Annotated in this window: 24 protein-coding genes; 7 read left to right on the top strand and 17 right to left on the bottom strand. The window is 70.2% G+C overall.

Annotated features, from left to right (window positions below; genetic code table 11):
• Positions 1-73: 73 nt before the first annotated feature.
• The gene (bfr, locus tag IH68_RS0111820) at positions 74-553 is read left to right on the top strand and encodes a bacterioferritin (protein ID WP_030932708.1); all 480 of its coding nucleotides are present in this window, start codon (positions 74-76) and stop codon (positions 551-553) included.
• Positions 554-573: 20 nt separating this feature from the next.
• On the opposite strand, the gene IH68_RS0111815 is transcribed toward bfr, so the two are convergent.
• A complete protein-coding gene (locus IH68_RS0111815) occupies positions 574-807 on the bottom strand; it encodes a (2Fe-2S)-binding protein (protein WP_030932705.1) in 234 nt (77 codons plus the stop codon).
• Between the two features lie 153 nt (positions 808-960).
• Positions 961-2,313 (bottom strand): class II 3-deoxy-7-phosphoheptulonate synthase, encoded by a 1,353-nt coding sequence (locus IH68_RS0111810; protein ID WP_030932702.1) that lies wholly within the window; start codon positions 2,311-2,313, stop codon positions 961-963.
• 105 nt (positions 2,314-2,418) lie between these two features.
• Between IH68_RS0111810 and IH68_RS59745 the strand changes: the two genes are divergently transcribed.
• Together IH68_RS59745 and IH68_RS0111805 are read left to right on the top strand one after the other, a co-directional pair.
• Positions 2,419-2,475, top strand: coding sequence for a trp operon leader peptide (locus tag IH68_RS59745; RefSeq protein WP_078912442.1), 57 nt, complete (start codon positions 2,419-2,421; stop codon positions 2,473-2,475).
• A gap of 119 nt (positions 2,476-2,594) precedes the next feature.
• Complete coding sequence (locus IH68_RS0111805) at positions 2,595-4,451, top strand: anthranilate synthase family protein (protein ID WP_030932699.1); 1,857 nt, start codon at positions 2,595-2,597, stop codon at positions 4,449-4,451.
• A 52-nt stretch (positions 4,452-4,503) separates the two neighbouring features.
• Here IH68_RS0111805 and IH68_RS0111800 read toward each other — a convergent pair whose 3' ends face one another.
• The 4 genes from IH68_RS0111800 to IH68_RS0111785 form a co-directional block, all read right to left on the bottom strand.
• Positions 4,504-5,532, bottom strand: coding sequence for a 6-phosphofructokinase (locus tag IH68_RS0111800; RefSeq protein WP_030932697.1), 1,029 nt, complete (start codon positions 5,530-5,532; stop codon positions 4,504-4,506).
• Between the two features lie 158 nt (positions 5,533-5,690).
• Entirely contained in the window at positions 5,691-6,368 is a 678-nt protein-coding gene (locus IH68_RS0111795) for a response regulator (protein WP_030932695.1), read from the bottom strand.
• Positions 6,365-7,579: a MacS family sensor histidine kinase gene (gene macS, locus IH68_RS0111790; protein WP_030932693.1), complete on the bottom strand. Its 1,215-nt coding sequence runs from the start codon at positions 7,577-7,579 to the stop codon at positions 6,365-6,367. The genes IH68_RS0111795 and macS overlap by 4 nt, the downstream gene beginning before the upstream one ends.
• A 27-nt stretch (positions 7,580-7,606) precedes the next feature.
• Positions 7,607-8,335, bottom strand: coding sequence for a lysophospholipid acyltransferase family protein (locus IH68_RS0111785; protein WP_037884780.1), 729 nt, complete (start codon positions 8,333-8,335; stop codon positions 7,607-7,609).
• Between the two features lie 150 nt (positions 8,336-8,485).
• Here IH68_RS0111785 and IH68_RS0111780 point away from each other — a divergent pair, with 150 nt between their 5' ends.
• Together IH68_RS0111780 and IH68_RS0111775 are read left to right on the top strand one after the other, a co-directional pair.
• Entirely contained in the window at positions 8,486-9,265 is a 780-nt protein-coding gene (locus IH68_RS0111780; protein ID WP_030932687.1) for an alpha/beta hydrolase, read from the top strand.
• The gene (locus IH68_RS0111775; RefSeq protein WP_030932684.1) at positions 9,258-9,824 is read left to right on the top strand and encodes a hypothetical protein; all 567 of its coding nucleotides are present in this window, start codon (positions 9,258-9,260) and stop codon (positions 9,822-9,824) included. The genes IH68_RS0111780 and IH68_RS0111775 overlap by 8 nt, the downstream gene beginning before the upstream one ends.
• Here IH68_RS0111775 and IH68_RS0111770 read toward each other — a convergent pair.
• The 6 genes from IH68_RS0111770 to IH68_RS0111745 all read right to left on the bottom strand — a co-directional run bounded on the left by IH68_RS0111770 (position 9,821) and on the right by IH68_RS0111745 (position 14,959).
• On the bottom strand, positions 9,821-10,567 hold the full coding sequence (locus IH68_RS0111770) for an endonuclease/exonuclease/phosphatase family protein (RefSeq protein ID WP_030932681.1): 747 nt from the start codon (positions 10,565-10,567) through the stop codon (positions 9,821-9,823). The two genes, IH68_RS0111775 and IH68_RS0111770, sit on opposite strands and share 4 nt — an antisense overlap.
• Before the next feature lie 128 nt (positions 10,568-10,695).
• A complete protein-coding gene (locus IH68_RS0111765; RefSeq protein WP_030932678.1) occupies positions 10,696-11,649 on the bottom strand; it encodes an ROK family glucokinase in 954 nt (317 codons plus the stop codon).
• Between the two features lie 132 nt (positions 11,650-11,781).
• Positions 11,782-12,282 (bottom strand): DUF5304 domain-containing protein, encoded by a 501-nt coding sequence (locus tag IH68_RS0111760; RefSeq protein WP_030932675.1) that lies wholly within the window; start codon positions 12,280-12,282, stop codon positions 11,782-11,784.
• A gap of 57 nt (positions 12,283-12,339) precedes the next feature.
• The gene (locus IH68_RS0111755; RefSeq protein ID WP_030932672.1) at positions 12,340-13,515 is read right to left on the bottom strand and encodes an ArsA family ATPase; all 1,176 of its coding nucleotides are present in this window, start codon (positions 13,513-13,515) and stop codon (positions 12,340-12,342) included.
• Positions 13,516-13,646: 131 nt separating this feature from the next.
• Positions 13,647-14,090 (bottom strand): SRPBCC family protein, encoded by a 444-nt coding sequence (locus IH68_RS0111750; protein WP_030932669.1) that lies wholly within the window; start codon positions 14,088-14,090, stop codon positions 13,647-13,649.
• A gap of 113 nt (positions 14,091-14,203) precedes the next feature.
• A complete protein-coding gene (locus IH68_RS0111745) occupies positions 14,204-14,959 on the bottom strand; it encodes a metallophosphoesterase family protein (RefSeq protein ID WP_030932666.1) in 756 nt (251 codons plus the stop codon).
• A 337-nt stretch (positions 14,960-15,296) separates the two neighbouring features.
• Between IH68_RS0111745 and IH68_RS0111740 the strand changes: the two genes are divergently transcribed.
• The gene (locus tag IH68_RS0111740; protein WP_030932663.1) at positions 15,297-17,093 is read left to right on the top strand and encodes an AMP-dependent synthetase/ligase; all 1,797 of its coding nucleotides are present in this window, start codon (positions 15,297-15,299) and stop codon (positions 17,091-17,093) included.
• Positions 17,094-17,115: 22 nt separating this feature from the next.
• Here IH68_RS0111740 and IH68_RS0111735 read toward each other — a convergent pair whose 3' ends face one another.
• Together IH68_RS0111735 and IH68_RS0111730 are read right to left on the bottom strand one after the other, a co-directional pair.
• The gene (locus tag IH68_RS0111735; protein WP_030932660.1) at positions 17,116-18,702 is read right to left on the bottom strand and encodes a GMC oxidoreductase; all 1,587 of its coding nucleotides are present in this window, start codon (positions 18,700-18,702) and stop codon (positions 17,116-17,118) included.
• A 182-nt stretch (positions 18,703-18,884) separates the two neighbouring features.
• Positions 18,885-20,027 carry a glycosyltransferase family 4 protein gene (locus IH68_RS0111730; RefSeq protein WP_030932658.1) on the bottom strand — a complete coding sequence of 381 codons (1,143 nt, stop codon included), beginning with the start codon at positions 20,025-20,027 and terminating at the stop codon, positions 18,885-18,887.
• A 128-nt stretch (positions 20,028-20,155) separates the two neighbouring features.
• On the opposite strand from IH68_RS0111730, the gene IH68_RS0111725 reads away from it, so the two are divergent.
• Complete coding sequence (locus IH68_RS0111725) at positions 20,156-21,391, top strand: glycosyltransferase family 87 protein (RefSeq protein WP_030932655.1); 1,236 nt, start codon at positions 20,156-20,158, stop codon at positions 21,389-21,391.
• A 46-nt stretch (positions 21,392-21,437) separates the two neighbouring features.
• Here the strand turns inward: IH68_RS0111725 and IH68_RS0111720 are convergent, their stop codons facing one another.
• From IH68_RS0111720 to IH68_RS0111710, 3 genes are all read right to left on the bottom strand, one after another.
• Positions 21,438-22,628 carry a hypothetical protein gene (locus IH68_RS0111720; RefSeq protein WP_051833379.1) on the bottom strand — a complete coding sequence of 397 codons (1,191 nt, stop codon included), beginning with the start codon at positions 22,626-22,628 and terminating at the stop codon, positions 21,438-21,440.
• 32 nt (positions 22,629-22,660) lie between these two features.
• Positions 22,661-23,680, bottom strand: a complete 1,020-nt coding sequence (locus tag IH68_RS0111715) for a C40 family peptidase (protein WP_030932648.1) — start codon at positions 23,678-23,680, stop codon at positions 22,661-22,663.
• Positions 23,681-23,917: 237 nt separating this feature from the next.
• Positions 23,918-24,952, bottom strand: a complete 1,035-nt coding sequence (locus IH68_RS0111710) for a C40 family peptidase (RefSeq protein WP_030932645.1) — start codon at positions 24,950-24,952, stop codon at positions 23,918-23,920.
• Between the last annotated feature and the right edge of the window lie 68 nt (positions 24,953-25,020).

Here is a 25,020-nt window from a genome sequence, read left to right as displayed (position 1 = left end):
TGGACGATCTTCGTCGCCGGTGCAATCATGCGGCGCAACCCGCCAGTTCCCCCGCCTGGAAGGAGCCTCTGCGATGCAGGGCGACCCCGAGGTCATCGAATTCCTCAATGAACAGCTCACCGGCGAGCTGACCGCGATCAACCAGTACTTTCTGCACGCGAAGATGCAGGAGAACTTCGGCTGGACGAAACTCGCCAAGTACACGCGGCACGAGTCGTTCGACGAGATGAAGCACGCGGAGGTGCTCACCGACCGGATCCTCTTCCTGGAGGGGCTGCCGAACTACCAGCGGCTCTTCCATGTGCGGGTGGGACAGACCGTCAAGGAGATGTTCGAGGCGGACCGGCAGATCGAGGTCGAGGCGATCGACCGGCTCAAGCGCGGCATCGAGGTCATGCGCGCAAAGGGCGACATCACGTCCGCGAACATCTTCGAGTCGATCCTCGAGGACGAGGAGCACCACATCGACTACCTCGACACGCAGCTGGAACTGGTCGAGAAGCTCGGCGAGGCGCTCTACATCGCGCAGCTGATCGAGCAGCCGGAGAGCTGAGCCCGGCAGCCGGCGGAGGGCTAGGCCGCTTCCTCGAGGTCAGCGATCTCGGACAGCACCGGCTTGCCCCGGTCGGCGAGGTCCCGCCGCGGGCATGCGTCCCTTCCCAGCAGCGCCTGGATACGGCGTACGCACGAACCGCAGTCCGTGCCCGCCTTGCAGGCCGACGCTATCTGGCGGGGGGTGCAGGCACCGTCCTCCGCGTGCTTCTTGACCTGCTGCTCTGTGATGCCGAAGCAACTGCAGACGAACACGCGGTTCACCTCCCGGCGGGATCGAAGTGCCATCCCCGTTGATCGGTGAGGCTAACCTAACCTTACCCGGCACGCTGGAGCCGCAAAAGTGGAGTGGGGCGCGGATCGTATGTGATCCGCGCCCCATTCACGCCCCTGTAACAGGCACCCCTGTCACTGGTCCCTGTACATCTCCGCGACCAGGAACGCCAGGTCAAGCGACTGGCTGCGGTTCAGGCGCGGGTCGCAGGCCGTCTCGTAGCGCTGGTGCAGGTCGTCGACGAAGATCTCGTCGCCGCCGCCCACGCACTCGGTGACGTCGTCACCGGTGAGCTCCACATGGATGCCACCCGGGTGGGTGCCCAGGCCCTTGTGGACCTCGAAGAACCCCTTGACCTCGTCCAGCACATCGTCGAAACGGCGGGTCTTGTGACCGGAGGCCGCCTCGAAGGTGTTGCCGTGCATCGGGTCGGTCACCCACGCCACGGTCGCGCCGGAAGCGGTGACCTTCTCGACCAGCTCGGGCAGCTTGTCGCGGACCTTGTCCGCGCCCATACGGACGATGAAGGTCAGCCGGCCCGGCTCGCGGTCCGGGTCGAGGCGCTCGATGTACTGCAGCGCGTCCTCGGCCGTCGTGGTCGGGCCGAGCTTGATGCCGATCGGGTTGCGGATCTTCGAGGCGAACTCGATGTGCGCGCCGTCCAGCTGCCGGGTGCGCTCACCGATCCACACCATGTGCGCGGAGACGTCGTACAGCTGACCCGTGCGCGAGTCCACGCGGGTGAGCGCCGACTCGTAGTCCAGCAGCAGCGCCTCGTGCGAGGAGTAGAACTCGACGGTCTTGAACTCCTCCGGGTCGGTGCCGCAGGCGCGCATGAAGTTCAGCGCGTTGTCGATCTCCCGGGCGAGCTGCTCGTAGCGCTGGCCGGAGGGGGACGACTTCACGAAGTCCTGGTTCCAGGCGTGCACCTGACGCAGGTCGGCGTAGCCGCCGGTGGTGAAGGCGCGCACCAGGTTCAGCGTCGAGGCCGACGCGTGGTACATCCGCTTCAGCCGCTCCGGGTCCGGGATCCGGGCGGCCTCGGTGAAGTCGAAGCCGTTGACCGAGTCACCGCGGTAGGTCGGCAGGGTCACGCCGTCGCGGGTCTCGGTGGGCTTGGAGCGCGGCTTGGAGTACTGGCCGGCGATACGGCCGACCTTCACGACCGGCACCGAGGCGGCGTACGTCAGCACGGCGCCCATCTGCAGCAGCGTCTTGAGCTTGTTGCGGATGTGGTCGGCGGACACCGCGTCGAAGGCCTCGGCGCAGTCGCCGCCCTGGAGGAGGAACGCCTCTCCCTTGGCGACGGCCGCCATCCGGGCGCGCAGCTGATCGCACTCGCCCGCAAAGACGAGCGGCGGATACGACTCGAGGTCCGCAACAACTGCGCGCAGAGCCTCGGTGTCGGGGTACTCGGGCTGCTGCGCCGCGGGCAGATCTCGCCAGGTGTTGCCAGCGCTCGCGCTGGTCTTAGCGTTCACGGTCACCCCGTAAACATTACGGGGTCGTGTCGACTGCTTTTCCCTCCGCTCGACTGGTGAGACGGAGGGATCACGCTCCGGACGGCGCGGTGGTGCGGTAGGGTGCACCGCATGTTCGCGCTTTCGACCCAGAACTGGTGGTGGACCGCTCATCCGGCGGCCCACTGACTGCGCGTACGCAAGACTTCGCGAAGGCCGCCCGAGGGGCGGCCTTCGGCGTTTCCGGGGTCGTTCCTCACCGACATCGCATCGACTCGACATCGCTCGACATCGACGGAAGAGGAACCATGGATCTCGTACGGCTCCTGCACGACCCCCGCCCCTTCGCCCTGCTCCGCCGCCGCACCCCCGGCCACGACGAGCAGACGGTCGAGCTGCTCCTCGGCCCGGTCACCACGTACGACCGCCTGGCCGACCTCCCCGACGAGGGCCTCGCGCTGATCCCCTTCCGCCAGATCCGCGAACGCGGCTTCGACGTCCGCGACGACGGGACGCCACTGACCTTCCTCACCCCCGAGGAGTCGTACGAGATCCCGCTCACCGATGCCCTCGCCCAGCTCCCGGCGCACGACGTGCGCGTGGCGGGCGGTGGCTTCGACGTCGACGACGAGGAGTACGGCGAGATCGTCGGGCGGGTGCTGCGGGAGGAGATCGGGCAGGGCGAGGGCGCCAACTTCGTCATCCGGCGGACGTACGAGGGTGAGATCCCCGGCTTCTCCCGCACGGACGCGCTCGCGCTCTTCCGGCGGCTGCTGGAGGGCGAGCGGGGCGCGTACTGGACGTTCGTCGTGCACACCGGGGAGCGGACGCTGGTCGGGGCCAGTCCCGAGGTGCATGTGCGGATGTCCGGCGGCACGGTCGTGATGAACCCGATCAGCGGGACCTACCGCTATCCCGCCGAGGGCCCGACGCCGGAGCACCTGCTCGACTTCCTCGCCGACGGCAAGGAGATCGAGGAGCTCTCGATGGTCGTCGACGAGGAGCTCAAGATGATGTGCACCGTCGGCGACATGGGCGGGGTCGTCGTGGGCCCGCGGCTGAAGGAGATGGCCCATCTCGCGCACACCGAGTACGAGTTGCGCGGGAAGTCCTCGCTGGACGTGCGCGAGGTGCTGAAGGAGACCATGTTCGCAGCCACCGTGACCGGCTCGCCGGTGCAGAACGCCTGCCGGGTCATCGAGCGGCACGAGGTCGGCGGGCGCGGCTACTACGCCGGTGCCCTCGCGCTGCTCGGCCGGGACTCCGGGGGCGCCCAGACCCTCGACTCCCCCATCCTCATCCGCACCGCCGACGTCGACGCGGACGGGCGGCTGCGGGTGCCGGTCGGCGCCACCCTCGTCCGCGGTTCGGACCCGGCGAGCGAGGTCGCCGAGACGCATGCGAAGGCGGCGGGTGTGCTGGCGGCCCTGGGCGTACGTCCGTCGCGGCCGCGGGAGGAGCACGCGCGCGTGCATCTCGCCGACGACCCACGCGTGCGTGCCGCGCTCGACGGGCGCCGGGCCTCGCTGGCGCCGTTCTGGCTGCGGATGCAGGAGCGGTCCGCGGAGCTCACCGGACACGCCCTGGTCGTCGACGGGGAGGACACCTTCACCGCGATGCTCGCGCACGTCCTGCGGTCGAGCGGCCTGGAGGTGACCGTCCGGCGCTACGACGAACCCGGGCTGCGGGAGGCGGTGCTCGCGCACGAGGGGCCGCTCGTCCTGGGCCCCGGCCCCGGCGACCCGTCCGACCTGGACGACCCCAAGATGCGGTTCCTGCGCGACCTCACAGCGCGGGTCGTCCGTGGGCACGGGCACGGCGTGCTGGGCGTCTGCCTCGGGCATGAGCTGATCGCGGCCGAGTTGGGCCTGGAGATCGTACGGAAGGAAGTGCCGTACCAGGGTGCGCAGACGACGATCGAGCTGTTCGGGCGGACGGAGACCGTCGGCTTCTACAACAGCTTCGTGGCGCGCTGCGACGACGAGGTGGCGGAGGAGTTGGCCGCGCACGGGGTCGAGGTGAGCCGGGCGGACAACGGGGAAGTGCACGCCGTACGGGGCCCTGGGTTCGCCGGCGTGCAGTTCCACCCGGAGTCGATTCTGACGCTGAACGGTGCCGCTGTCGTACGGGAGTTGGTGGGTCAGCTGCGCAACACGACCGTGTAGCCGTCTGGGGGCTCGCAGCCCCCAGACTTCCGTTCCCTCGTCGGCCGAAGGATCAGCCGAAGAAGACCCCGACTTCCTCGTACAGCTTCGGGTCCACCGTCTTGAGCTTCGCCGTCGCCTCCGCGATCGGGACGCGGACGATGTCGGTGCCGCGCAGGGCGACCATCTTGCCGAAGTCGCCGTCGTGGACGGCGTCGATGGCGTGCAGGCCGAAGCGGGTGGCGAGCCAGCGGTCGAAGGCGCTCGGGGTGCCGCCGCGCTGGATGTGACCGAGGACGGTCGTGCGGGCTTCCTTGCCGGTGCGCTTCTCGATCTCCTTGGCGAGCCATTCGCCGACCCCGGAGAGGCGGACGTGCCCGAAGGAGTCCAGCGACTCGTCCTTGAGGACCACGTCGCCGTCCTTGGGCATGGCGCCCTCGGCGACGACCACGATGGGGGCGTACGAGGCCTTGAAGCGGGAGGTGATCCAGGCGCAGACCTGTTCGAGGTCGAAGCGCTGCTCGGGGATGAGGATGACGTTGGCGCCGCCCGCGAGGCCGGAGTGGAGGGCGATCCAGCCGGCGTGCCGGCCCATCACCTCGCAGACCAGGACGCGCATGTGGGACTCGGCGGTGGTGTGCAGACGGTCGATGGCCTCGGTGGCGATGCCGACCGCGGTGTCGAAGCCGAAGGTGTAGTCGGTCGCGGACAGGTCGTTGTCGATCGTCTTCGGTACACCGACGACGGGCACGCCGTACTCGTCGGTGAGGCGCGCCGCCACGCCCAGGGTGTCCTCGCCGCCGATCGCGATGAGCGCCTCGACCTCCTGCTTGGCGAGGTTCTCCTTGATCCGGCGGATGCCGTTCTCCTGCTTCAGGGGATTGGTGCGCGAGGAGCCGAGGATGGTGCCGCCGCGGGGCAGGATGCCGCGCACTGCGGGGATGTCGAGGCGGACGGTGTCGCCTTCGAGTGGTCCGCGCCAGCCGTCCCGGTAGCCGACGAAGTCGTAGCCGTACTCCTGCACGCCCTTGCGGACGATGCCCCGGATGACGGCGTTGAGTCCGGGGCAGTCGCCGCCTCCGGTCAGTACTCCGACCCGCATGGAAATGTCCCTTCGCCGCAGTTGCCTGGTGACAGCCACGCTAATGGTGATCCAGGTCACAGAGGGATGGGCGGGAAGGGCAATTCCGGTGAATCAGCGGGCGGTTGGTTTACCCGCCGTCAAGCCTTCGCGGCGGTTAGCTCTTACCGGTCCAGCTCTTACTCGTCGTCGAGTCCGCGCTCTATGGCGTACCGGACGAGCTCCACCCTGTTGTGCAGCTGGAGCTTGCCGAGGGTGTTCTGGACGTGGTTCTGGACCGTGCGGTGGGAGATGACCAGGCGTTCGGCGATCTGCTTGTAGCTCAGGCCCTTGGCGACCAGGCGCAGCACCTCGGTCTCGCGGTCGGTGAGCTGCGGGGCGCCCGGCTGGTCGGTGTCCGGGGCGGGCGCGGGCTCGGAGGCGAGGCGGCGGTACTCGCCGAGGACCAGTCCGGCCAGACCCGGTGTGAACACCGGGTCGCCGACGGCCGTGCGGCGCACCGCGTCCAGCAGTTCGTCCGTGGACGCCGACTTCAGCAGATAGCCGGTCGCACCCGACTTCACCGCCTCCAGGACGTCGGCGTGCTCTCCGCTCGCCGACAGCACCAGGACGCGCAGCGCAGGGTTGTGGCCGACGAGCTCCTTGCAGACCTGGACGCCGGGCTTGGCGGGCAGGTTCAGGTCGAGCACGAGCACATCGGGGCCGGCGGCCTTGGCGCGGCGCACGGCCTGGTCGCCGTCGCCCGCGGTGGCGACCACGTCGAAGCCGGACTCGGTCAGGTCACGGGCGACGGCGTCGCGCCACATGGGGTGGTCGTCGACCACCATGACCTTGATCGCGCCCTGCTGCTCACTCATCGATGCCCCGCCTTCGCGTCCTTCGGTACTTTCAGTTCGACCTCCGTGCCCTGGCCGGGCACCGAGATCAGTTCGGCGCTGCCGCCGAGGTCGCGCAGCCGGCCGCGGATCGACAGGGCGACCCCGAGCCGCCCCTCCCCCTCGGCCTGCGCGAGCCGGCCCTCGGGGATGCCGGGGCCGTCGTCCCGTACGGTCACCACGACCTCGTCGGGCTCGTCCTCGACAAGGATCCACGCGCGCGCGTCCTCGCCGGCGTGCCTGCGCACGTTGTCCAGGGCGGCGCCGACGGCCGCGGCCAGCTCCCTCGCGGCGGGTCTGGGCAGCAGAACGGCCGCTCCCGGTTCGGCGAAGCTGACCTTCGCGGCGGCGTACGGGGCGAGCAGCACCCGCAGGTCCACCGGACCGTCCTCGTCGTACGACGGCTCCTCCACGGCCCGTACGACCGCGCCCTCGGCGGCGTCCTCCGACACCCGGGAGATGGGGACCAGCCCGCCGGAGACCAGGGTGCGCAGCGCGACCTCCTGCTCGCCGGCCATCCGGCCCAGCTCTGCCGCCTCGCCGCCGATCACCGCGCCCCGGCGCTGCACCATGGCCAGCACCTGGAGCACGCCGTCGTGGATGTCGCGGGCGAGCCGCTCCCGCTCCCGGGTTGCGGCCTCGATCTCCAGGGCGCGGGCGAGGGTGCGCTCGGAGGCACGGGCGACCTCGACGACGTAGCCGATGGCGATCGAGGCGACCCAGACCAGGATCACGTTGTGGACGGTGTCGCGGGCGGGGGCGCCGCGCTCGATCAGGTTGGCGGCGGCGACCGGCGTCGACGCGAACGCGGCCCAGCGCCAGCCGCCCTTGATGGCGTACGCGAGGACCGAGCCGGCGGTCCATATCGACGGCAGGGTGGGGCCGCCGTTGTGGATGTGCTGGTCGTTGGCGGCCAGCGGGGTCAGCAGGATGCCGGTGAGCGCGATGGCGAGGTCGACCGCGAGGAAGCGCTTGGTGCAGGCGGCCGCGCTCTGGACGCGGGGCAGGGTGGCGAGCGTCCACACGAACAGGACGACGTAGTAGACGATGGCGACGCCCGCGTGGTCGTACTCGTCGTAGGCGGTGGCGAACAGGCCGACCGCGTACAGCATCGTGAGCAACCGGTACGCGGTCAGCGCACGCCACAGCGGCTGCTCGACCGACATCCTCATGACACGCTCGCGCTTGGGCATGTCCCCCCACCCCCCTCGACCGAGAGCCTAGGCCCCGGGCTTCTCCTTCTTGGCCTGTTCCTTCTCGGCCTTCGCCGCGTCCGCGATCTGCCGCTTGGCCGCGGTCGCGTACATGTCGACGTACTCCTGGCCGGAGAGCTTCATGATCTCGTACATGACCTCGTCGGTGACCGCGCGCAGCACGAAGCGGTCGTGCTCCATGCCCTGGTAGCGGCTGAAGTCGAGGGGCTTGCCGATGCGGATGCCGGGGCGCATCAGCTTGGGCATGACCTTCCCCGGCGGCTGGATCTTCTCGGTGTCGATCATCGCGACCGGGATGACCGGCGCGCCGGTGGCCAGCGCCACGCGCGCGAGACCACCGGGCTTGCCGCGGTAGAGGCGCCCGTCCGGCGAGCGCGTGCCCTCCGGGTAGATGCCGAAGAGCTCACCTCGCTCCAGGACCTCCATACCGCTCTTGATCGCGGCCTCGCCCGCGCCGCGTGCGCCGGAGCGGTCCACCGGGAGCTGGCCGACGCCCTTGAAGAAGGCGGCCGTCAGACGGCCCTTCACGCCGGGCGTCGTGAAGTACTCGGCCTTGGCGATGAAAGTGACCTTGCGGTCGAGGACCGCGGGCAGGAAGAACGAGTCGGAAAAGGAGAGGTGATTGCTCGCCAGGATGGCGGCGCCCTCCGCCGGAATGTTCTCCAGGCCTTCCACCCAGGGCCTGAAGGCGACCTTCAGCGGCCCCCCGATGGCAACCTTCATCGTGCCGTACAACACCCGTGTGCCTCCCGTTTCCGTCGGTCAGACCTTAACCCGGAGCACTGTCGAAGGAGCCGACGACCCTGGTCGGTGTCAGTGCGGTCGCGTACGGTGAAGCACCTGGACTTCACGTCACTCTCAACTCTCATGAACAGGAGACCGAAGGTGCCGGTCCTTCCTGGAGCCGAGCCGTACCGCCACGAGGGCGGGGAGGTCGGCGTCCTGCTCTGCCACGGCTTCACCGGTTCCCCCCAGTCGCTGCGCCCCTGGGCCGAGTATCTCGCCGAGCGCGGCCTCACGGTCTCACTGCCGCTGCTGCCCGGGCACGGCACCCGCTGGGAGGACATGCAGCTCACCGGCTGGCAGGACTGGTACGCCGAGGTGGACCGTGAGCTGCGGTCCCTGCGCGAGCGCTGCAGCGACGTGTTCGTGGCCGGCCTGTCCATGGGCGCCACCCTGGCTCTGCGCCTGGCGGCGAAGCACGGGGAGGCGGTCCGCGGCGTGGTGGTCGTCAACCCGGCGAACCGCATGCACGGCTTTTCCCCGTACGCGCTTCCCGTGGCCCGCCATCTCGTGCGTACGTCGAAGGGGATCGCCAGCGACATCGCGAAGGAGGGCAGCGCCGAGCTGGGCTACGACCGGGTGCCGCTGCACGCGGCGCACTCCCTGCGGAACTTCTTCCGGCTGGTCGACGGCGAGCTGCCGCAGGTCACGCAGCCGCTGCTGGTGCTGCGCAGCCCGCAGGACCACGTCGTGCCGCCGGCCGACTCGGCGCGGATCCTCGGCCGGGTCTCGTCGAGGGATGTGACGGAGATACTGCTGGAACAGAGCTACCACGTGGCGACGTTGGACCACGATGCGGACCGGATTTTCGAAGAGAGCCTCGCGTTCATCGGCCGGCTCGCACCCAGTGTCGGCAAGGAAGGGACGGCCGCAGGTGGCTGAGCACGACTCGGACCGCGAGGACCGCGAGCCGGAGGAGCAGGGCGTCCCCTTCGACGAGGACGCCGCGTGGGCCGCGATCGTCGCCGGTTACGGCGAGGAGCCGAAGGACCCGCCGGGCAGCAAGCCGTTCAAGTCGGTCGAGGACCTGGCGCTGCTCGAGCCGGAGACCAACGACGACTCCGAGGGTGAGGCACCGAAGCAGGAGAAGCCGAAGAAGCCCCTGGGCGGCTCCGTCTCCTTCGCGCCCGGCGTCGGCCCGCGTGACTACACGGCCGCCGCGCCGTCCGAGGACGACTTCGACGAGGACGACGAGGGCCACTTCGTACCGCCGGAACCGCCGCCGCTGCCCACCGCCGACACGACCGCGAAGTTCGCCTGGCTGGGGGTGATCGGCGGTCCGATCCTGCTCCTGCTGGCGGTGCTGCTCAGCTGGGACATGACCTGGTGGCTGGCCACGCTCGGCATCGGCGGCTTCCTGGGCGGTTTCGCCACGCTGGTGATGCGGATGAAGACGGACGACGAGGACGACGACGACCCGGGGCGCGGAGCCGTCGTCTAGGCAGCTGGGATTCTGAGGGCGGCCAGCACCGGAAGATGGTCCGTGGCCGCCCTCAGGTCTTCCTCCGTGACTCCGGGGAGGCCGAGGGGGACCCCGCAGCCGAGTACCTCGATGCCCTTGGTGGCGAAGATCGCGTCGATGCGCTGGAAGGGCGCGACCGGCGTGAAGGTGAACTCGCTGCCCCAGGGGGCGATCACCCGGCAGTCCTGGAGGTCCTCGGCGAGCCGGCGGAAGGTACGGCCGGTGGGGCGGTCGTTGAGATCGCCGCCGGCGATCGCGTGATCGACGCCCAGGCCGGCGAGGCGGTCCAGGAGCATGCCGCCCTGGTCGTACCGCTCGTCCGCCTGCAGGGAGAGGTGGTAGCTGACCACGCCCAGACGGGTGCCGCCGAAGCGGATCACTGCCGTGGCGAAGCCGCGGCGGTGCAGGCCGGGGGTGAGCGGGAGGAGGACGTCTTCCGTGCGCTCGACCGTGGCCCTCAGACTGCACAGGATCGCCGGTCCGGAGGCTGTCGCACCGCCCGTGAGGATCACCTGGCCGGAGGCCGCGGCCAGGCGGGCGAGTTTCTTGCGCCAGCGGAAGAAGCGGGGGGCTTCCTGGATGAGGACCAGGTCGGGGGCGCAGGTGGTGATCACCCTGGCCAGGGCGTCCGTGTCATCGCGCATGGAGCGGATGTTGTAGCTGAGGACTCGGATGACGGCTGAACCGTCCGGTTCCGTGTGGGAGTTGGGCAGCAGCTCCATGTGGATCAATGTACGCCCAAAGGCTCGGGGCGCGAGGTTTGTGGGCGACTGCCGGTTCGTCGTGGCTTGTCGCGCCGTTCCCCGCGCCCCTTACGGAAGCGCAGTGGCCGTCTCGCAGGAAATCGGCGTCACATGATGGGGTCGGGCTCCCGAGCCAGGTCCGCTGCTCCGACCAGGCCCGCCTTGTTGCCCAGTTGGGCGGCGATGACCTCGGCCACCGGCCGCCAGTTGCCGCCGACCAGCCAGCGCTTGTAGGACTTGCGGATCGGGTCGAGGACCAGTTCGCCCTCGTCCGAGAGGCCTCCGCCGACGATGAAGGCGGAGGGGTCGAAGAGGGAGGCCAGGTCGGCGAGGCCCGCGCCGGCCCAGCGGGCGAGCTCGCGGTAGGAGTCGACGGCGACGGGGTCGCCCTGGCGGGCGGCCATGGAGATGTGCTTGCCCTCGATGCCGTCGGGGCTGCCGTCACCGAGGCCGAGCAGGATCTCGGCGTTCTCGGGGGTGGCGTTGGCGCGCTGCTTGGCGTATCTGACGAGGGCGCGCCCGGAGGCGTACTGCTCCCAGCAGCCCTGGCTGCCGCAGCCGCACAGCAGGCCGTCCGGCACCATGCGGATGTGGCCGAACTCGGCGGCCACGCCGTAGTGCCCGCGGCGCAGCTTGTTGCCGATGATGATGCCGCCGCCGAGGCCGGTGCCGAGGGTGATGCAGATGACGTTGCGGTGGCCCTTGCCCGCGCCGAACTTGTACTCGCCCCATGCGGCCGCGTTGGCGTCGTTCTCCACGACGACCGGCAGGCCCACGCGGGCCTCGACCTTGGCCTTCAGCGGCTCGTTGCGCCAGTCGATGTTGGGCGCGAAGTAGACCTCCGAGCGCTGGCGGTTGACGTACCCGGCCGCACCGATGCCCACGCCCACGATCTCGTGCCCGGCGCGTGCGCCCTCCACGGCGGAGGCGATGGCGTCCACGATCGCCTCGGGCGTGCCCGGGGTCGGCACCTTGTACGTCGAGAGGATGTTGCCTTCCTCATCGACCACGCCGGCCGCGATCTTGGTGCCGCCGATGTCGACGCCGATGGTGAGTCCCATGAATCCCTCAGTTTCGGTCGAGCCCCGCTACGGCCAACCGTACCCGAGGCCCTGCCGCCAAGGCCTCGACGTCCAATCGCTGGGCAGGCGGGAACAGGGCGGCGAGGCCTGAGGGAGGGGTGTGGGGAGGTGTCAGTCCAGGTCGATGCGTTGCCCGGGACCGGTGCCGCCCTCGTCGCCGTCCCGGCGCTCGTCCAGATCCTTGTGCAGGTCCGTCGTACGGCTCGTCCAGCGCTGTTCCTGGGCCTGGACCGCGGAACGGTAGGCGGCGAGCAGTTCGTTGCCCGCGGCGGCGAGGTGGTCGAAGACGTCCGGATTGCGTTCGATGACGGGCTCGACCGCGGCCTTCGCCTGCTGGACGACCTGCTTCACCACCTGCTGGGCGGCCGGTCCGGCGACGGAGCCGAGCAGCGGCGACTGGATCGACGACAGCTTCTCCGATACGGCGTCGACGAGCTTGCGCAGTTCCTCGCCGGCCGAGATCGGCGGCTGGCCGTGCTCGGCACGGCGGCGGGCCTTCTCCGCCGCGAGGTCCTCGGCACACGCCTTCTCCCAGGCGTCGGCGTCGGTCGCCCGCACCTCGTCGATCACCTCGTGATTGCCGGCGTCGGACGGCGGGCGCTCTTCGCTCATGACGACCTCCTGACTACGGTTCGTCTCTACGACGTTACCCGAATGGGCGTACGTGGTTCACGGCCTCTGAGGCCACAGATCCGGGTCGGGTACGAACCGGATGCGCAGTTCTCCCTCGCGCAGCGCGGCCCCCTCGACGGTGCAGCGGCGCAGGACGGACGGCAGCGGCACGATACGGCGGAACTGGCTTGCCGCGACGACGAGTTCGTCGCCCCGCCGGATGAGGTCGAGGTCGTCGCGTATGGCGCCGGGCAGCGGGATGTGCCAGACGAGCACGCCGTCGTCGGCGAGCCGGTCGGCGACTGGCCACTCGACGGTGGAGGTCGTGTCGTTGACGTCCAGGGCGCCGGGGACGGCGAGTGCGGCGAGGTCGTCCATGCCCCGGGGGTCGCGGCCGAGGTGGGCGACCGTCCGGACGTCGTACGGCTCCTGCCACTCCTCCAGGGCCTTGCGCTGCTGGGCGACGAGCCCGGCGAGCCAGCCGCTCGCGCCCTCCGGCAGCACCCGGTTGGCCACCACGCTGTCGGGGCGCAGGCCGTGCAGGGCCAGGGCGAGCCCGGCGGAGTGCACGGCGTCGGCACCGGCCGGTCCTGGTTCGGCGACCAGCCGTACGACGGTGTCCCGGTCGGCGAGGACCGCCTCGACGGCGCCGAGTTCGCTGTCCCAGCGGGCGGCCGTCTCGTACAGCCATTCCGAGGGCATGGGGATCCCGGCCAGCCGCCCGAGAACGGGCCGCAGGGCCCGGGCCGCCTGCCGCTCGGGCGGCAGCAGCCGGCGCAGATAGCGGCGCAGCTCTTCGGGCAGGGCCAGCAGGGCGAGCGCCTGCGGGGTCGGCGGCAGATCGACGACCAGCAGGTCGTGAGCCTCCGCGAGGGCCGCGTCCCGCAGGGCACGCAGGAGCGTCAGCTCCTCGGCACCGGGCAGGGGGGTGACCTCCTCGGCATCCAGCCGGGAGGCCCCGAGGAGATCGAGGACGTTGGCAGCGCGTTCCTGGAAGGCGGCAAGGTCGTCCCGGAACCCGGCGACGGCATCGGGACGCCAGGCGGTGAGGTTGGGGGCGACGCGGGCGGGCGCCGGGCCGGTCGTCACGCCGAGGACAGCACCGAGGGTGTCGGTGCGGTCAGCGCTCAGGACGAGGGTGCGGGTTCCCTCGCGAGCGGCAGCCAAGGCAGTGGCGGCCGCGACTGTCGTACGACCGCTACCGCCGGGCCCGGTGATCAGGATGGTGCGCATGAGGCTGAACGGTAACTCAGACGCCCCTAGGGGCGCGGAGCTGTGTCAATGTGCGGCTCCGCCGCGTGGGCGCGACCAGCCACAACGAACCCGCGCCCGGACTCCCACAAGCACCCCCATGGCAAGACCCGTTACTTCTCCCCCGACTCCACCCGCTTCTTCAACCCCGCCAAAGCCCGGTCAATAATGACCTTCTCAGCCTTCCGCTTGATCATCCCGAGCATCGGGATCTTGACGTCCACGGTCAGCTGATAGGTGACCTCGGTCGCCCCCGCCCCCGCCGGCTTCAAGATGTACGAGCCGTCCAGCGCCCGCAGCATCTGCGACTTGACCAAGGTCCAGGAGACCGAGTTCTCACCGGTCCAGGTGTACGCCAGCACCTGGTCGTCCTTGATCGCGCCCGCGTCCATGACGAGGCGGACCTGCTCGGCGCGGCCCTGGGCGTCCGTCTCGAGGACCTCCGCCTCCTTCACCTCACCGGTCCAGTCCGGGTAGCGCGCGAAGTCTGCGATCACCCCCATGACGTCGGCCGGTGCCGCCTCGATCGTGATGCTCGAGCTGGTGTGTTCCGCCATCGCCGTGGCTCCTCCAGATGCGGGCCGGTAAAGAAGTCGTCGTGCGCATCGTGCGCGCAGCGTGAAGGCTACCGCGCACGTCGGCACCCGCCTTCACCCCCACCTGCGTTCATTCACCATTCAAGCGCCCAGGGCTTCCCGGTCCCCGCGAAGTGCCCCACGTTCACGCACTCCGTGGCCCCGATCCGCATGCGCCGTACCAGGGGCTGGTGGACGTGACCGAACAGCGCGTACCGGGGGCGGGTGCGGCGGATCGCGTCCAGCAGCGCCCGGCTGCCCCGCTCGAAGCGGCGTGCCACCGTGTCGTAGACCAGTTCGGGCACCTCCGGCGGGATGTGGGTGCACAGCACGTCCACCTCGCCGACGGCCTCGATCTTCGCCGCGTACTCCTCGTCGCTGATCTCGTACGGGGTGCGCATGGGGGACTTGAGGCCGCCGCCGACGAAGCCGAAGGTGCGGCCGTCGATCTCCACGCGCTCGCCGTCGAGCACGGTCGTACCCGGGCCCGCGTACTCCGGCCACAGGGGTGGCATGTCGACATTGCCGTAGGTGGCGTACGTCGGTGTCGGGAACGCCGCGAACATCTCGGCGTACTGCTTGCGCACCGCCTGCTCGATCGCGGCGGCCCGGTCCGTGCCGATGCCGCCCCACAGCCGGGCCCCGAACTCCCGCGCCTCCTGGAAGCGGCGGGCGGTGCGCAGCTCGACGATGCGGTCGGCGTTCTCCTCGCCGAACAGGTCGGGGAAGATCCCGCGCGAGTGGTCGGCGTAGTCGAGGAAGAGGACCAGGTCGCCCAGACAGATCAGGGCATCGGCACCCTCGCCGGCCCTGGCCAGGTCACGGGCGTTGCCGTGCACGTCGCTGACCACATGGACCCGTGTCCTGCGGTTGCCGGGTGGTGTGGATGCCATGGCGATCAAGGGTAAGCGTGTGGGGTGTACGTGAACAGTGGCGGCCGGTCCTGCCGTTACTGGCCAGTCAGTTAGCGGGTGGACTACCGTACGCAAAGGAACACCAACCTGTGTGACGCAGCGAACATCTCGCCGGGACCCCCTGTCGAAGAAGCCATACCGGCGGGTAACGTCCGGGCAGTCCAGTCGTGCTCGGGATTTCAACCACTGAATCTCTGAGCACCTGCCCGAGCCTTGGACCCACCGTCGCATCACACAACGTCGTGGCGCCGGCGCCTTATTAGGAGCAGCAGTCTTGCGCGAGTTCAGCCTTCCGGCTTTGTACGAGGTCCCTGCGGACGGCAACCTCACCGACATCGTCCGCAGAAACGCCGCGCAGCATCCCGATGTGGCCGTGATCGCCCGCAAGGTGGGCGGCCAGTGGCAGGACGTGACGGCTACGACCTTCCTGGCCGAGGTGCACGCGGCCGCCAAGGGGCTCATCGCCTCCGGCGTCCAGCCCGGCGACCGGGTCGGCCTGATGTCCCGCACCCGCTACGAGTGGACGCTGCTGGACTTCGCGATCTGGAGCGCCGGCGCGGTCACCGTGCCGGTGTACGAGACCAGCTCGCCGGAGCAGGTGCAGTGGATCCTGTCCGACTCGGGCGCCACCGCCATGATCGTCGAGCTGGACAACCATGCGGCCGCCGTCGAGTCGGTGCGCGAGTCGCTGCCCGCCCTCAAGCACGTCTGGCAGATCGAGGCCGGTGCGCTGGAGGAGCTGGGCAACACCGGCAAGGACGTCACCGACGCAATGGTCGAGGACCGCAGCTCGCTGGCGCGGGCCGACGACCCGGCGACGATCGTCTACACCTCCGGCACCACCGGCCGCCCCAAGGGCTGTGTGCTCACCCACCGCAGCTTCTTCGCCGAGTGCGGCAACATCGTGGAGCGGCTGCGCCCGCTGTTCCGCACGGGCGACTGCTCGGTGCTGCTGTTCCTGCCGCTCGCGCACGTCTTCGGCCGGCTGGTGCAGATCGCGCCGATGATGGCGCCGATCAAGCTGGGCCTGGTCCCGGACATCAAGAACCTCACCGACGAGCTGGCCTCGTTCCGGCCGACGCTGATCCTCGGCGTCCCGCGCGTCTTCGAGAAGGTCTACAACTCGGCGCGCGCCAAGGCGCAGGCGGACGGCAAGGGCAAGATCTTCGACAAGGCGGCGGACACCGCGATCGCGTACAGCCGCGCGCTGGACACCCCGTCCGGCCCGTCGCTCAGCCTGAAGATCAAGTACAAGACGTTCGACAAGCTCGTCTACAGCAAGCTGCGCGCGGTGCTCGGCGGCCGCGGCGAGTACGCCATCTCCGGCGGCGCCCCCCTGGGCGAGCGCCTCGGGCACTTCTTCCGCGGCATCGGCTTCTCGGTCCTGGAGGGCTACGGCCTGACCGAGTCCTGTGCCGCCACCGCCTTCAACCCCTGGGACCGCCAGAAGATCGGCACGGTCGGCCAGCCGCTGCCCGGCTCGGTGATCCGTATCGCGGACGACGGCGAGGTGCTGCTGCACGGCGAGCACCTGTTCAAGGGGTACTGGAACAACGAGGCGGCGACCGCGGAGGCGCTGGCCGACGGCTGGTTCCACACCGGTGACATCGGCACCCTCGACGAGGACGGCTATCTCAGGATCACCGGCCGCAAGAAGGAGATCATCGTCACCGCGGGCGGCAAGAACGTCGCCCCGGCCGTGATCGAGGACCGCATCCGGGCGCACGCCCTGGTCGCGGAGTGCATGGTGGTGGGCGACGGGCGGCCGTTCGTGGGCGCGCTGGTCACCATCGACGACGAGTTCCTGGGCCGCTGGGCCGCCGAGCACGGCAAGCCGGCGGGTTCCACCGCGGCGTCGCTGCGCGAGGACGCGGACCTGCAGGCCGCGATCCAGTCGGCAATCGACGACGGCAACGCCGCGGTGTCGAAGGCGGAATCGGTGCGGAAGTTCCGCATTCTGTCCTCCCAGTTCACCGAGGAGTCCGGCCACCTGACGCCGTCCCTGAAGCTCAAGCGCAATGTGGTGGCGAAGGACTACGCGGACGAGATCGAGGCGATCTACGCGAAGTAGCACGCCCCGGTCCTACGACGGCTCATGGCGCGGTGTCCTCCACGAGGACCCGCGCCATCGTCCGTTCTGCGAGCGCGGTGATCGTCACGAACGGGTTCACGCCGATCGAGCCCGGCACGAGCGAGCCGTCGGTGACGTACAGCTTCGAATACCCCTTCACCCGGCCGTAGTTGTCGGTCGCCTTGCCGAGGACGCAGCCGCCCAGCGGGTGGTAGCAGAAGTCGTCGGCGAAGACCTTGCTCGACGAGCCGAACAGGTCGTAGCGGTAGATCGTGGCGTTGGCCGAGTTGATCCGGTCGAACAGTTTCTTGGCCATGGCGACCGAGACGGCGCTCTGTGCGGCACTCCAGCCGAGCTTGACCCCACCGGTCGAGGAGTCGTAAGTGAAGCTCGCCCGCTCCGGGTTCTTGGTGATCGCCAGATAGAGGCTGACCCAGGTCTCGAACCCGATGGGCAGCGGGGCGATCTCCGCGAAGACCGGGTTGTCGGTGTTGGCCCAGTCGTCGATGCCCATGACCGGCATGGTCGACTGGTTGGCGCCGGTGGTGTCCCAGATGTGGTTGGCGCGGCCGAGCATGGTGTTGCCGTTGGTGCCCCAGCCGGCGCCGACGCTGGAGTTCAGCGCGGGCAGGGCGCCCGTGTCCCGTGCCCGGACGAGGAGTTCGGTGGTGCCGAGGCTGCCGCCGCCGAGGAAGAGGTACGTGCAGCTGTACTGCTTGGTCTCGACGACCGCGCCGGTGTTGTCGATCCGGTCCGCGGTCAGGGTCCAGCTCCCGTCGCTCGCCCGGCCGATGGCCTTCACCTTCTCCAGGGTGTTGATGGTGACCTTCCCGGTGCCGAGCGCCGAGGCCAGATACGTCTTGTCGAGGCTCCGCTTGCCGTAGTTGTTGCCGTAGATGACCTCCTGCCCGAGCGCGGACCTGGTCGCCGTTCCGGCTGCCTCGCGCTGCATGTAGCCGAAGTCGTAGACGTTCGGCACGAAGGTGGTCTTCAGGCCGGTGTTCGCCGCGGCCTTACGGGAGGTCCGGGTGAACTGGTACCACTCGGTGGACTCGAACCATGTGGGGTCGACGGTGTTGACGCCGAGCATGGAACGGGCGCGCGGGAAGTACGTGTTGTACATCTCGCTCGCGTCCACGGTCGGGAACTGCTCGGTGAAGTACGACTGGAGCGGGGTCACCGCCATGCCGCCGTTGACCAGGGAACCGCCACCGACGCCCCGCCCGACGTACACGGACATGTTGTCGTAGTGCACGCGGTCCAGGGCGCCGGGATACGGGGTGATGTCCTTGTTGACGACGTCCAGCCACAGGAAGGTGGCCAGGGGGGCCTCGGTGCGGTTGCGGAACCACATGGAGCGCTGGTCCGGGTTGGCGGTGTTGCAGAAGACCTTGCCGTCGGAGCCGGGGGCGTTCCAGAGGCGGCCCATCTCGAGGACGAGGGTGCGGATGCCGGCCTGGCCGAGGCGGAGGGCGGCGACCGCGCCGCCGTAGCCGGAGCCGATCACGATCGCCGGGGCGGAGTCGACTGCGTCGGGCTCGGCTGCGTGGGCGGACTGGAGGCCTATGCGGGTGAGGCCCGCTGCGGCGGCCGTCTGCAGGGCTACCATGCCGATGATTTGACGTCTCGTCAGCTGACGTTGCATCAGGTTTGCTGTCATGCGCGCAGCATGTGCGGATTTTCCTGTTCCGCCTAGGGGTTGTGCGGGTTTTGGGACGCCATCCGGGGTGCCTCGTGCTCAGTCTGGCGACTGCGGGCTGTGTGTGGTTGATCGCGCAGTTCCCCGCGCCCCTAAAAAAGCCGCTTCAGCTGCTCGGCGAGCAAATCCCACCGCCACCTTTCCTCGACCCACTCCCTGCCCCGCTCCCCCATCCGGCGGCGGAGTTCCGCATCGCCGAGGAGCACCGTGATGCGGTCGGCGGTCTCCTCGGCGGAGCCGCCTCGTACGACCCAGCCGGTCTCGCCGTCGAGTACGGCGTCGGGGGCGCCGCCCGAGTCCCCCGCCACGACCGGCAGGCCGGTGGCCGACGCCTCCAGGTACACGATCCCCAGCCCCTCCACATCCAGCCCGCCCCGCCGTGTCCGGCACGGCATCGCGAAGACGTCCCCGGCGCCGTAGTGGGCGGGCAGCTCGGACCAGGGCACGGCGCCCGTGAAGCGCACGGAGTCGGCGACGCCGGTCTCGTCGGCCAGTCGCCGCAGGTCCTTCTCGTAAGGGCCGCCGCCGACGATCAGCAGCACCGTCTCCGGCTCGGCGGCCAGGATGCGGGGCATGGCGAGGATGAGGGTGTCCTGGCCCTTGCGCGGCACCAGCCGGGACACGCACACGACCACCGGCCGGTCGGTGAGGCCGAGCCGCGCCCGGACCGCGTCGCCGCCCGACTCCGGGTGGAAGGTCTTCTCGTCGACGCCCGGCGGCAGCTGCACCATCCGTCCGGCCGCCTCAGGGGTCAGGGCAGTGGCGATCCGCGAGCGCGTGTACTCGCCGAGGTAGGTGATCGTGTCCGTCGACTCCCCGATCCTGCGCAGCAGCTGCCGCGCGGCCGGCAGCTGCGCCCACCCGGCCTCGTGGCCGTGGGTCGTGGCCACCAGCCGCTCGGCGCCCGCCTTGCGCAGGGCCGGTGCCATCAGGCCGAGCGGTGCCGCCGCCCCGAACCACACCGACGTACAGCCGTGCTCGCGCAGCAGCCCGACCGCCCGCCGGGTCGCGCCCGGCGTGGGCAGCAGCATCGTCGTGGCGTCGCGTACGACGGTGAAGGGCTGCTCGGCGTCGAAGGCGGCCGTGGCCGCGATCCCCTCCCGGCTGCGCTTCCAGGTGGAGGCGTAGACGACGAGGCGGTCGGGGTCGAGCCGCAGTGCCATGTTGTGCAGAAACGCCTGGATACCGCCCGGGCGGGGCGGGAAGTCGTTCGTCACGATCAGGGTCTTGTGCATCGCCGCCGACCTTATCCAACGGGTCGCAGACAGCTCGGCACGGCCACGTTTATGGCAAGCACACAGCTGCACAGGACATCATGTTCCCCTCAAGACCGGAACGGGAAGCGGACTGAAACGGGGCTCCGGTGGACATTGCGGGCGGAAGGCGGCCCCTTGCGGGACTGCTGGTGACCTGGGGCCTGACCAGGCTGGTGCTGCTGCTGTTCGTCCTCAAGGTGTTCGTCTTTCCCGGCCCGGACGTCACGAGCGACGTGTCCGTGATCTACCAGGGCTGGTACGAGACCCTGCGCCACGGCACCTTCCCGCTGGACGACGTCACCTGGCAGTACCCGCCCGCCGCCGCCCTCCCGATCCTCTCCCCCGCGCTGCTGGGCTTCCTCGACTATGCGACGGCCTTCTTCGTCCTCGCCTTCCTGGCGGACCTGGTCGTCCTGTCCCTGCTGCTGTACGCGGGCCTGCGCCCCGGCAAGACCGTGCGCGGCGCCTGGGTGTGGGTGCTGGGCGTACCGCTGCTCGGTCCGACCGTGTACGCACGCTACGACGTGATGGTCACCGCGGTGGCCGTGGCCGGGCTGCTCGCGGGCGCCCGGCATCCGCGCGTGATGGGCGTCCTGGTGGGCTTCGGGGCGATGCTGAAGGTGTGGCCGGCGCTGCTGCTGGTCGGCGTCCGCAAGCGCGCCACCTGGGCCTGGGCGGTGGCGACGGTGGCCGCGCTGGCCGCGCTGTTCTCGGTGACCATGCCCGGCGCGTTCGCCTTTCTGACCTTCCAGCGCAACCGGGGCACCGAGGTGGAGTCGCTGGGCTCCCTCGTCTTCCACATCGCCCGGCAGTTCGGCTGGAACGGCCAGGTGCTGCTGAACTACGGCTCGATCGAATTCCTCGGCCCGTATGTCGGTCTGGTCAGCTCCGCCGCCCTGTTCCTGACCGGCGTCGTCTTCGGCTGGCTGCTGCTGTGGCGGCTGATGGCCACGCGGTTCCTGCCGAACACGCTCGCGGATGCGGCCTTCGTGGGGGTGCTGATGTTCACGGTCACCAGCCGGGTGATCAGTCCGCAGTACATGGTGTGGCTGGTCGGTCTGGCGGCCGTCTGCCTGTGCTTCCGGAGCAGCCGGATGGGGGTGCCCGTGGCGCTGGTCCTCGCGGCCGCCTTCGTGACGGTGCTGGAGTTCCCCCTCTGGTTCCAGCACGTCGTCGCGAGCGACACCCTCGGCGTCACCCTCCTCGTCGCCCGCAACGGCCTGCTGGTCGTCGCCTCCGTGCTCGGGGCCGTGGAACTGTGGCAGTCGACGGTCTCCCGCGAGCCCGTACCGCCCCTGCCCACGCAGGCCACCCGCACCAGGGAGACCTCGACCTCCCCCTGACGCCGCCCGCTCCCGTCCGGCTCGGGGAGGCCATCGCCCGGCCGGATCAGCCGAGTTGAGCCCGGAGGTAGTCCCGCCACTGCCCGGTGAACTTCTCCGGCGTCGTCCCCAGCACCTTCCTCATCGCATCCTCCACCGAGCCCGCCCGCCGCTGGTGGTCGCCGACTGAGCGGTAGAACTGCCCGAGCCGCTCGAGACCCCACTGCTGGGCGATCAGCCGGCAGGCCATCCAACCGCCCTCGTAGGCCTGCGCCAGCTTGGTCGCGTCGCCGCTGAAGCCGAAGTCCTTGTCGGTGGGCAGGTGTTCCGGCACCCGCCCCTCGCTCACCGCGCGCGACAGTTCGGGCGCGGCCTCGGCCGCGGTGCGGCCGGTGCCGAGGTAGCCGATCCAGTCCGCGTACCCCTCGGACAGCCACAGCGGGGTGGCCGCGTTGGTGTGGGCACGGGTCGCGACATGAGTGGTCTCGTGGGTGAGCACGACCTGCTTGCCCAGCGGGCCGAGGAGGGCGTACGCGTCCGGGTTGACGATGATGCGGTCCGCGGGCGCGGTCGGCGGGCCGCCCACCTCACCCGTGGTGACCGCCGCGATCCCGCGGTACTGGGAGGCGGGCGAGCCGAGCAGCCCCGCCATGCCCTCCACCGACCCCGGCACGAGCACCACCACATGCCCCGCCCAGTCGCTGCCCCAGGCCCCGGACACGGCAGGCACCGCGCGGTCCGCGAGGTCCGCGTACGAGTGCAGCGCCTCGCTGGACTGCCCGGTGCCGAGAACGATGCTGTGGCTGCCGCGTACGACGGTCACCGCGCCCTGGTCCCACAATTGCTGGGAGGACTTCCTGGCGGGCCTGTCCGCGTCCACGTACCACTGCCCCTCTCCCTTCCGGGAGAGGCTCAGGGTGCGGCCGACGGTGACGGGGGCGTTGTCGTATCCCTCGATGCGGTAGCGCAGTTCGGCGTCGGCGGTCGCCTCGTCGCCGGAACGGTGCAGGGCGGTCACACGGTACGACCAGGCCGCCAGCGGCACCCCGCGCAGGTTCTCGAACCAGCTCGGTGTGCCCGTCTTCAGGAAGGCCGCCCGGTCGCGGTCGAGGACGGCGGTGGACCGCCGGTCGAGGAGCCGCTGCAGATCGGCCTCGGCGCTGCCGCCGGCGGGCCGCCCGCCGCATGCCACCAGTGAGACGAGCAGCAGCACGAGCGCCACCACTGAGAACCTCGACGCCCGCCCACGACCAGCCACTTTCCGATCGTAAGGCCGACAGGGGCGGTTGGTCAGACCCTCGTGACCGAGGACACCGGCAGCATGTCCACCGGGTCGTAGCGCACGGGCGCGCCCGGGTAGGGCGCGTGGATCACCTGGCCGTTGCCCATGTACATCCCGACATGGCTGGCGTCGGACCGGTAGACGACCAGGTCGCCGGGGCGCGCCTCGGAGAGCGGGATCTGCCGGCCCGCGTACGCCTGCTCCTGCGAGGTGCGCGGCAGCTGGACCCCGGCCTGCGCGTACGACCACTGCATCAGCCCCGAACAGTCGAAGCCGTAGGGGCCGGTGGCGCCCCAGACATACGGCATGCCGAGCGCGGAGCGGGCGGCGGCCATCGCGGCGGCCGCCCGGGCCGAGGCCGGGAGGGCGCTGCCGAAGTCGGGGAAGAGCTCGCCGCGGCCGTCCCGGGAGGCGCGGCCGTAGGCGGCACGTTCCCCGTACGGCAGGGAGTTGAGCAGCCGGCGGGCCTCGGCGAGTTTCCGCTCGACGATCTTCTTGTGGGTGGCGACGGCCTTGCGGCTCCTGTCCAGCTCGGCGAGCTTGCCGACCGCCTCGGCGCGCTCCTGGGCGACGCCCCGCATCGCGGACTGCAGGTCCCTGAGTTCGCCGGTCTGCTCGGCGGTGATCCGGTCGAGCACGGAGGCCTTGTCGAGGTAGTCGGCCGGGTTGTCGGAGAAGAGCAGGGCGAGGGTCGGATCGAGGCCGCCGGAGCGGTACTGGGCGCCGGCCAGCGAACCGAGCGACTCCCGCATGGTGTTGATGCGGTCCTGCTGCCGGGCGATCAGGTCCTGCGCGTCGCTCACCTGCCTGCGCAGTGCGTCGGCGTGCTCGTCGGCCTTGTTGTAGGCCTCGGTCGCCTTCTCGGCCTCCGCGTAGAGACGGTCCACCTCGGCCCGGGTGTGGTCGTACGGAGCGGCGTCGGCCGGGACGGCGCCGAGGGCGGAAGCCGCGGCGGACAGCACACACAAGGCGGTGCCGGCGCCCCGGTTGAACCCGGACGTCGGTGCAAGGCGACGATGAGACCCCACGGGAAGCCGCGCTCCTTCCGCTGGCGACAAGGACTGCCTCCCCGCCGCAGCAGGGAAACGCGGCAGACAGTAGCCCCGCGGTGGGGCAGCGGCCAAAGACCTCCGTGGCAACACAACGTGACGCCCCGCCTCTGACGCAGGTCATGGGCGGGGCGTGGGGTCAGTGCGGGTTCACGTAATTCGCCCGTTCGGGCGGACCCGTGTCCTGATCTTGAAACGGATCCTCAGGGGCGCGTGTCAGATCCGGACGCCGAACTGGAACGGCATGTTGCCGATCGACTCGTAGCGCACGGTCGTTCCGGTGCGCGGGGCGTGCAGCACCATGCCGTTGCCCGCGTAGAGGGCGACGTGGTGCAGGTCGCCGTAGAAGAGCACGAGGTCGCCGACCTGGAGCTGGCTCTCGGAGTAGATCCGCGTGCCGGCGTTGGCCTGCGCCTGCGAGGTGCGCGGTATCGAGACGCCGGCCTGGGCGTAGGCCCAGGAGGTCAGGCCCGAGCAGTCGTAGGAGGCGGTGCCGGTGGCGCCGTAGACGTACGGCTTGCCGATCTGGGTCTTGGCGGCGTCGAAGGCCGCCTGCGCCCGGCCGGAGGCGGCGGTCGCGCCGCCGAGGTCCACCCGCTCGCTGGCCGAGCGGCTGGCGCGGGCGTCGGCGGCGGCGAGCGCCGCCCGCTCCGCGGCCGTCAGCGAGTTGAGCAGCTTCTGCGCCTCGGCGAGCTTGCCCTGGATGTCCTTCTTCTTCTTGCCCAGTTCGGTGCGGGTGGAGGCGAGGTCCTTGAGCTTGTCGGAGGCCTCGGCCCGCTCCTGGGCGAGTTCGCGCTGCTTCTCCTGGATCTTCTTCAGCGCCTCGACCTGCTGGGCGCTGAGCTGGTCGGCGGTGGACGCCTTGTCCAGGTAGTCGTTCGGGTTCGACGACAGGAAGAGCTGGAGGGACGAGTCGATGCTGCCGGTGCGGTACTGCGCGGCAGCCGCCAGGCCGATGGAGTCACGCAGCTGGTTCAGATCCTCCTGGCCCCGGGCGACGTTGTCCTGGATGGTGGAGATCTCCTTCTGGAGCTTCTCCTGCTTCTCCTTGGCGCCGTTGAACTTCTCGGTGGCCTGCTCGGCCTCCTCGTAGAGCTTGTCGACCTTGGCCTTGACCTCGTCCTTGGAGGGCTTCTCGCTCGGCGCGGCATTCGCGGCCTGGGCGCTGATAGCAACAGCGGCAGCAGCTGCGGTGGTGAGCACGGTCACACGAGCCCGGCTCGGCTGCTTCGGTCGACGATGGGACGCCACGGAGGCGGGCTCCTTCTTGTGAGTGATCACCCGTTCGGAGGTTCGAGGCCAGACCTTAGTGACCTTCC

The organism is Streptomyces sp. NRRL S-646 (assembly GCF_000720765.1).
Taxonomy (GTDB): Bacteria; Actinomycetota; Actinomycetes; order Streptomycetales; family Streptomycetaceae; genus Streptomyces.
Note: the sequence above shows the minus strand (reverse complement) of the source record. Positions and strands in the feature narration are given on the sequence as shown.

Coding starts and splice junctions, on each gene's coding strand:
- IH68_RS0111765 (WP_030932678.1), bottom strand. CDS start 11,649: ATGGGACTCACCATCGGCGTCGACATCGGCGGCACCAAGATCGCGGCC.
- IH68_RS0111730 (WP_030932658.1), bottom strand. CDS start 20,027: ATGCACAAGACCCTGATCGTGACGAACGACTTCCCGCCCCGCCCGGGC.
- IH68_RS0111750 (WP_030932669.1), bottom strand. CDS start 14,090: ATGGCGGAACACACCAGCTCGAGCATCACGATCGAGGCGGCACCGGCC.
- macS (WP_030932693.1), bottom strand. CDS start 7,579: ATGCCCAAGCGCGAGCGTGTCATGAGGATGTCGGTCGAGCAGCCGCTG.
- IH68_RS0111800 (WP_030932697.1), bottom strand. CDS start 5,532: ATGCGGGTCGGAGTACTGACCGGAGGCGGCGACTGCCCCGGACTCAAC.
- IH68_RS0111795 (WP_030932695.1), bottom strand. CDS start 6,368: ATGAGTGAGCAGCAGGGCGCGATCAAGGTCATGGTGGTCGACGACCAC.
- IH68_RS0111770 (WP_030932681.1), bottom strand. CDS start 10,567: ATGGAGCTGCTGCCCAACTCCCACACGGAACCGGACGGTTCAGCCGTC.
- IH68_RS0111805 (WP_030932699.1), top strand. CDS start 2,595: ATGGATCTCGTACGGCTCCTGCACGACCCCCGCCCCTTCGCCCTGCTC.
- IH68_RS0111735 (WP_030932660.1), bottom strand. CDS start 18,702: ATGGTAGCCCTGCAGACGGCCGCCGCAGCGGGCCTCACCCGCATAGGC.
- bfr (WP_030932708.1), top strand. CDS start 74: ATGCAGGGCGACCCCGAGGTCATCGAATTCCTCAATGAACAGCTCACC.
- IH68_RS0111760 (WP_030932675.1), bottom strand. CDS start 12,282: ATGAGCGAAGAGCGCCCGCCGTCCGACGCCGGCAATCACGAGGTGATC.
- IH68_RS0111755 (WP_030932672.1), bottom strand. CDS start 13,515: ATGCGCACCATCCTGATCACCGGGCCCGGCGGTAGCGGTCGTACGACA.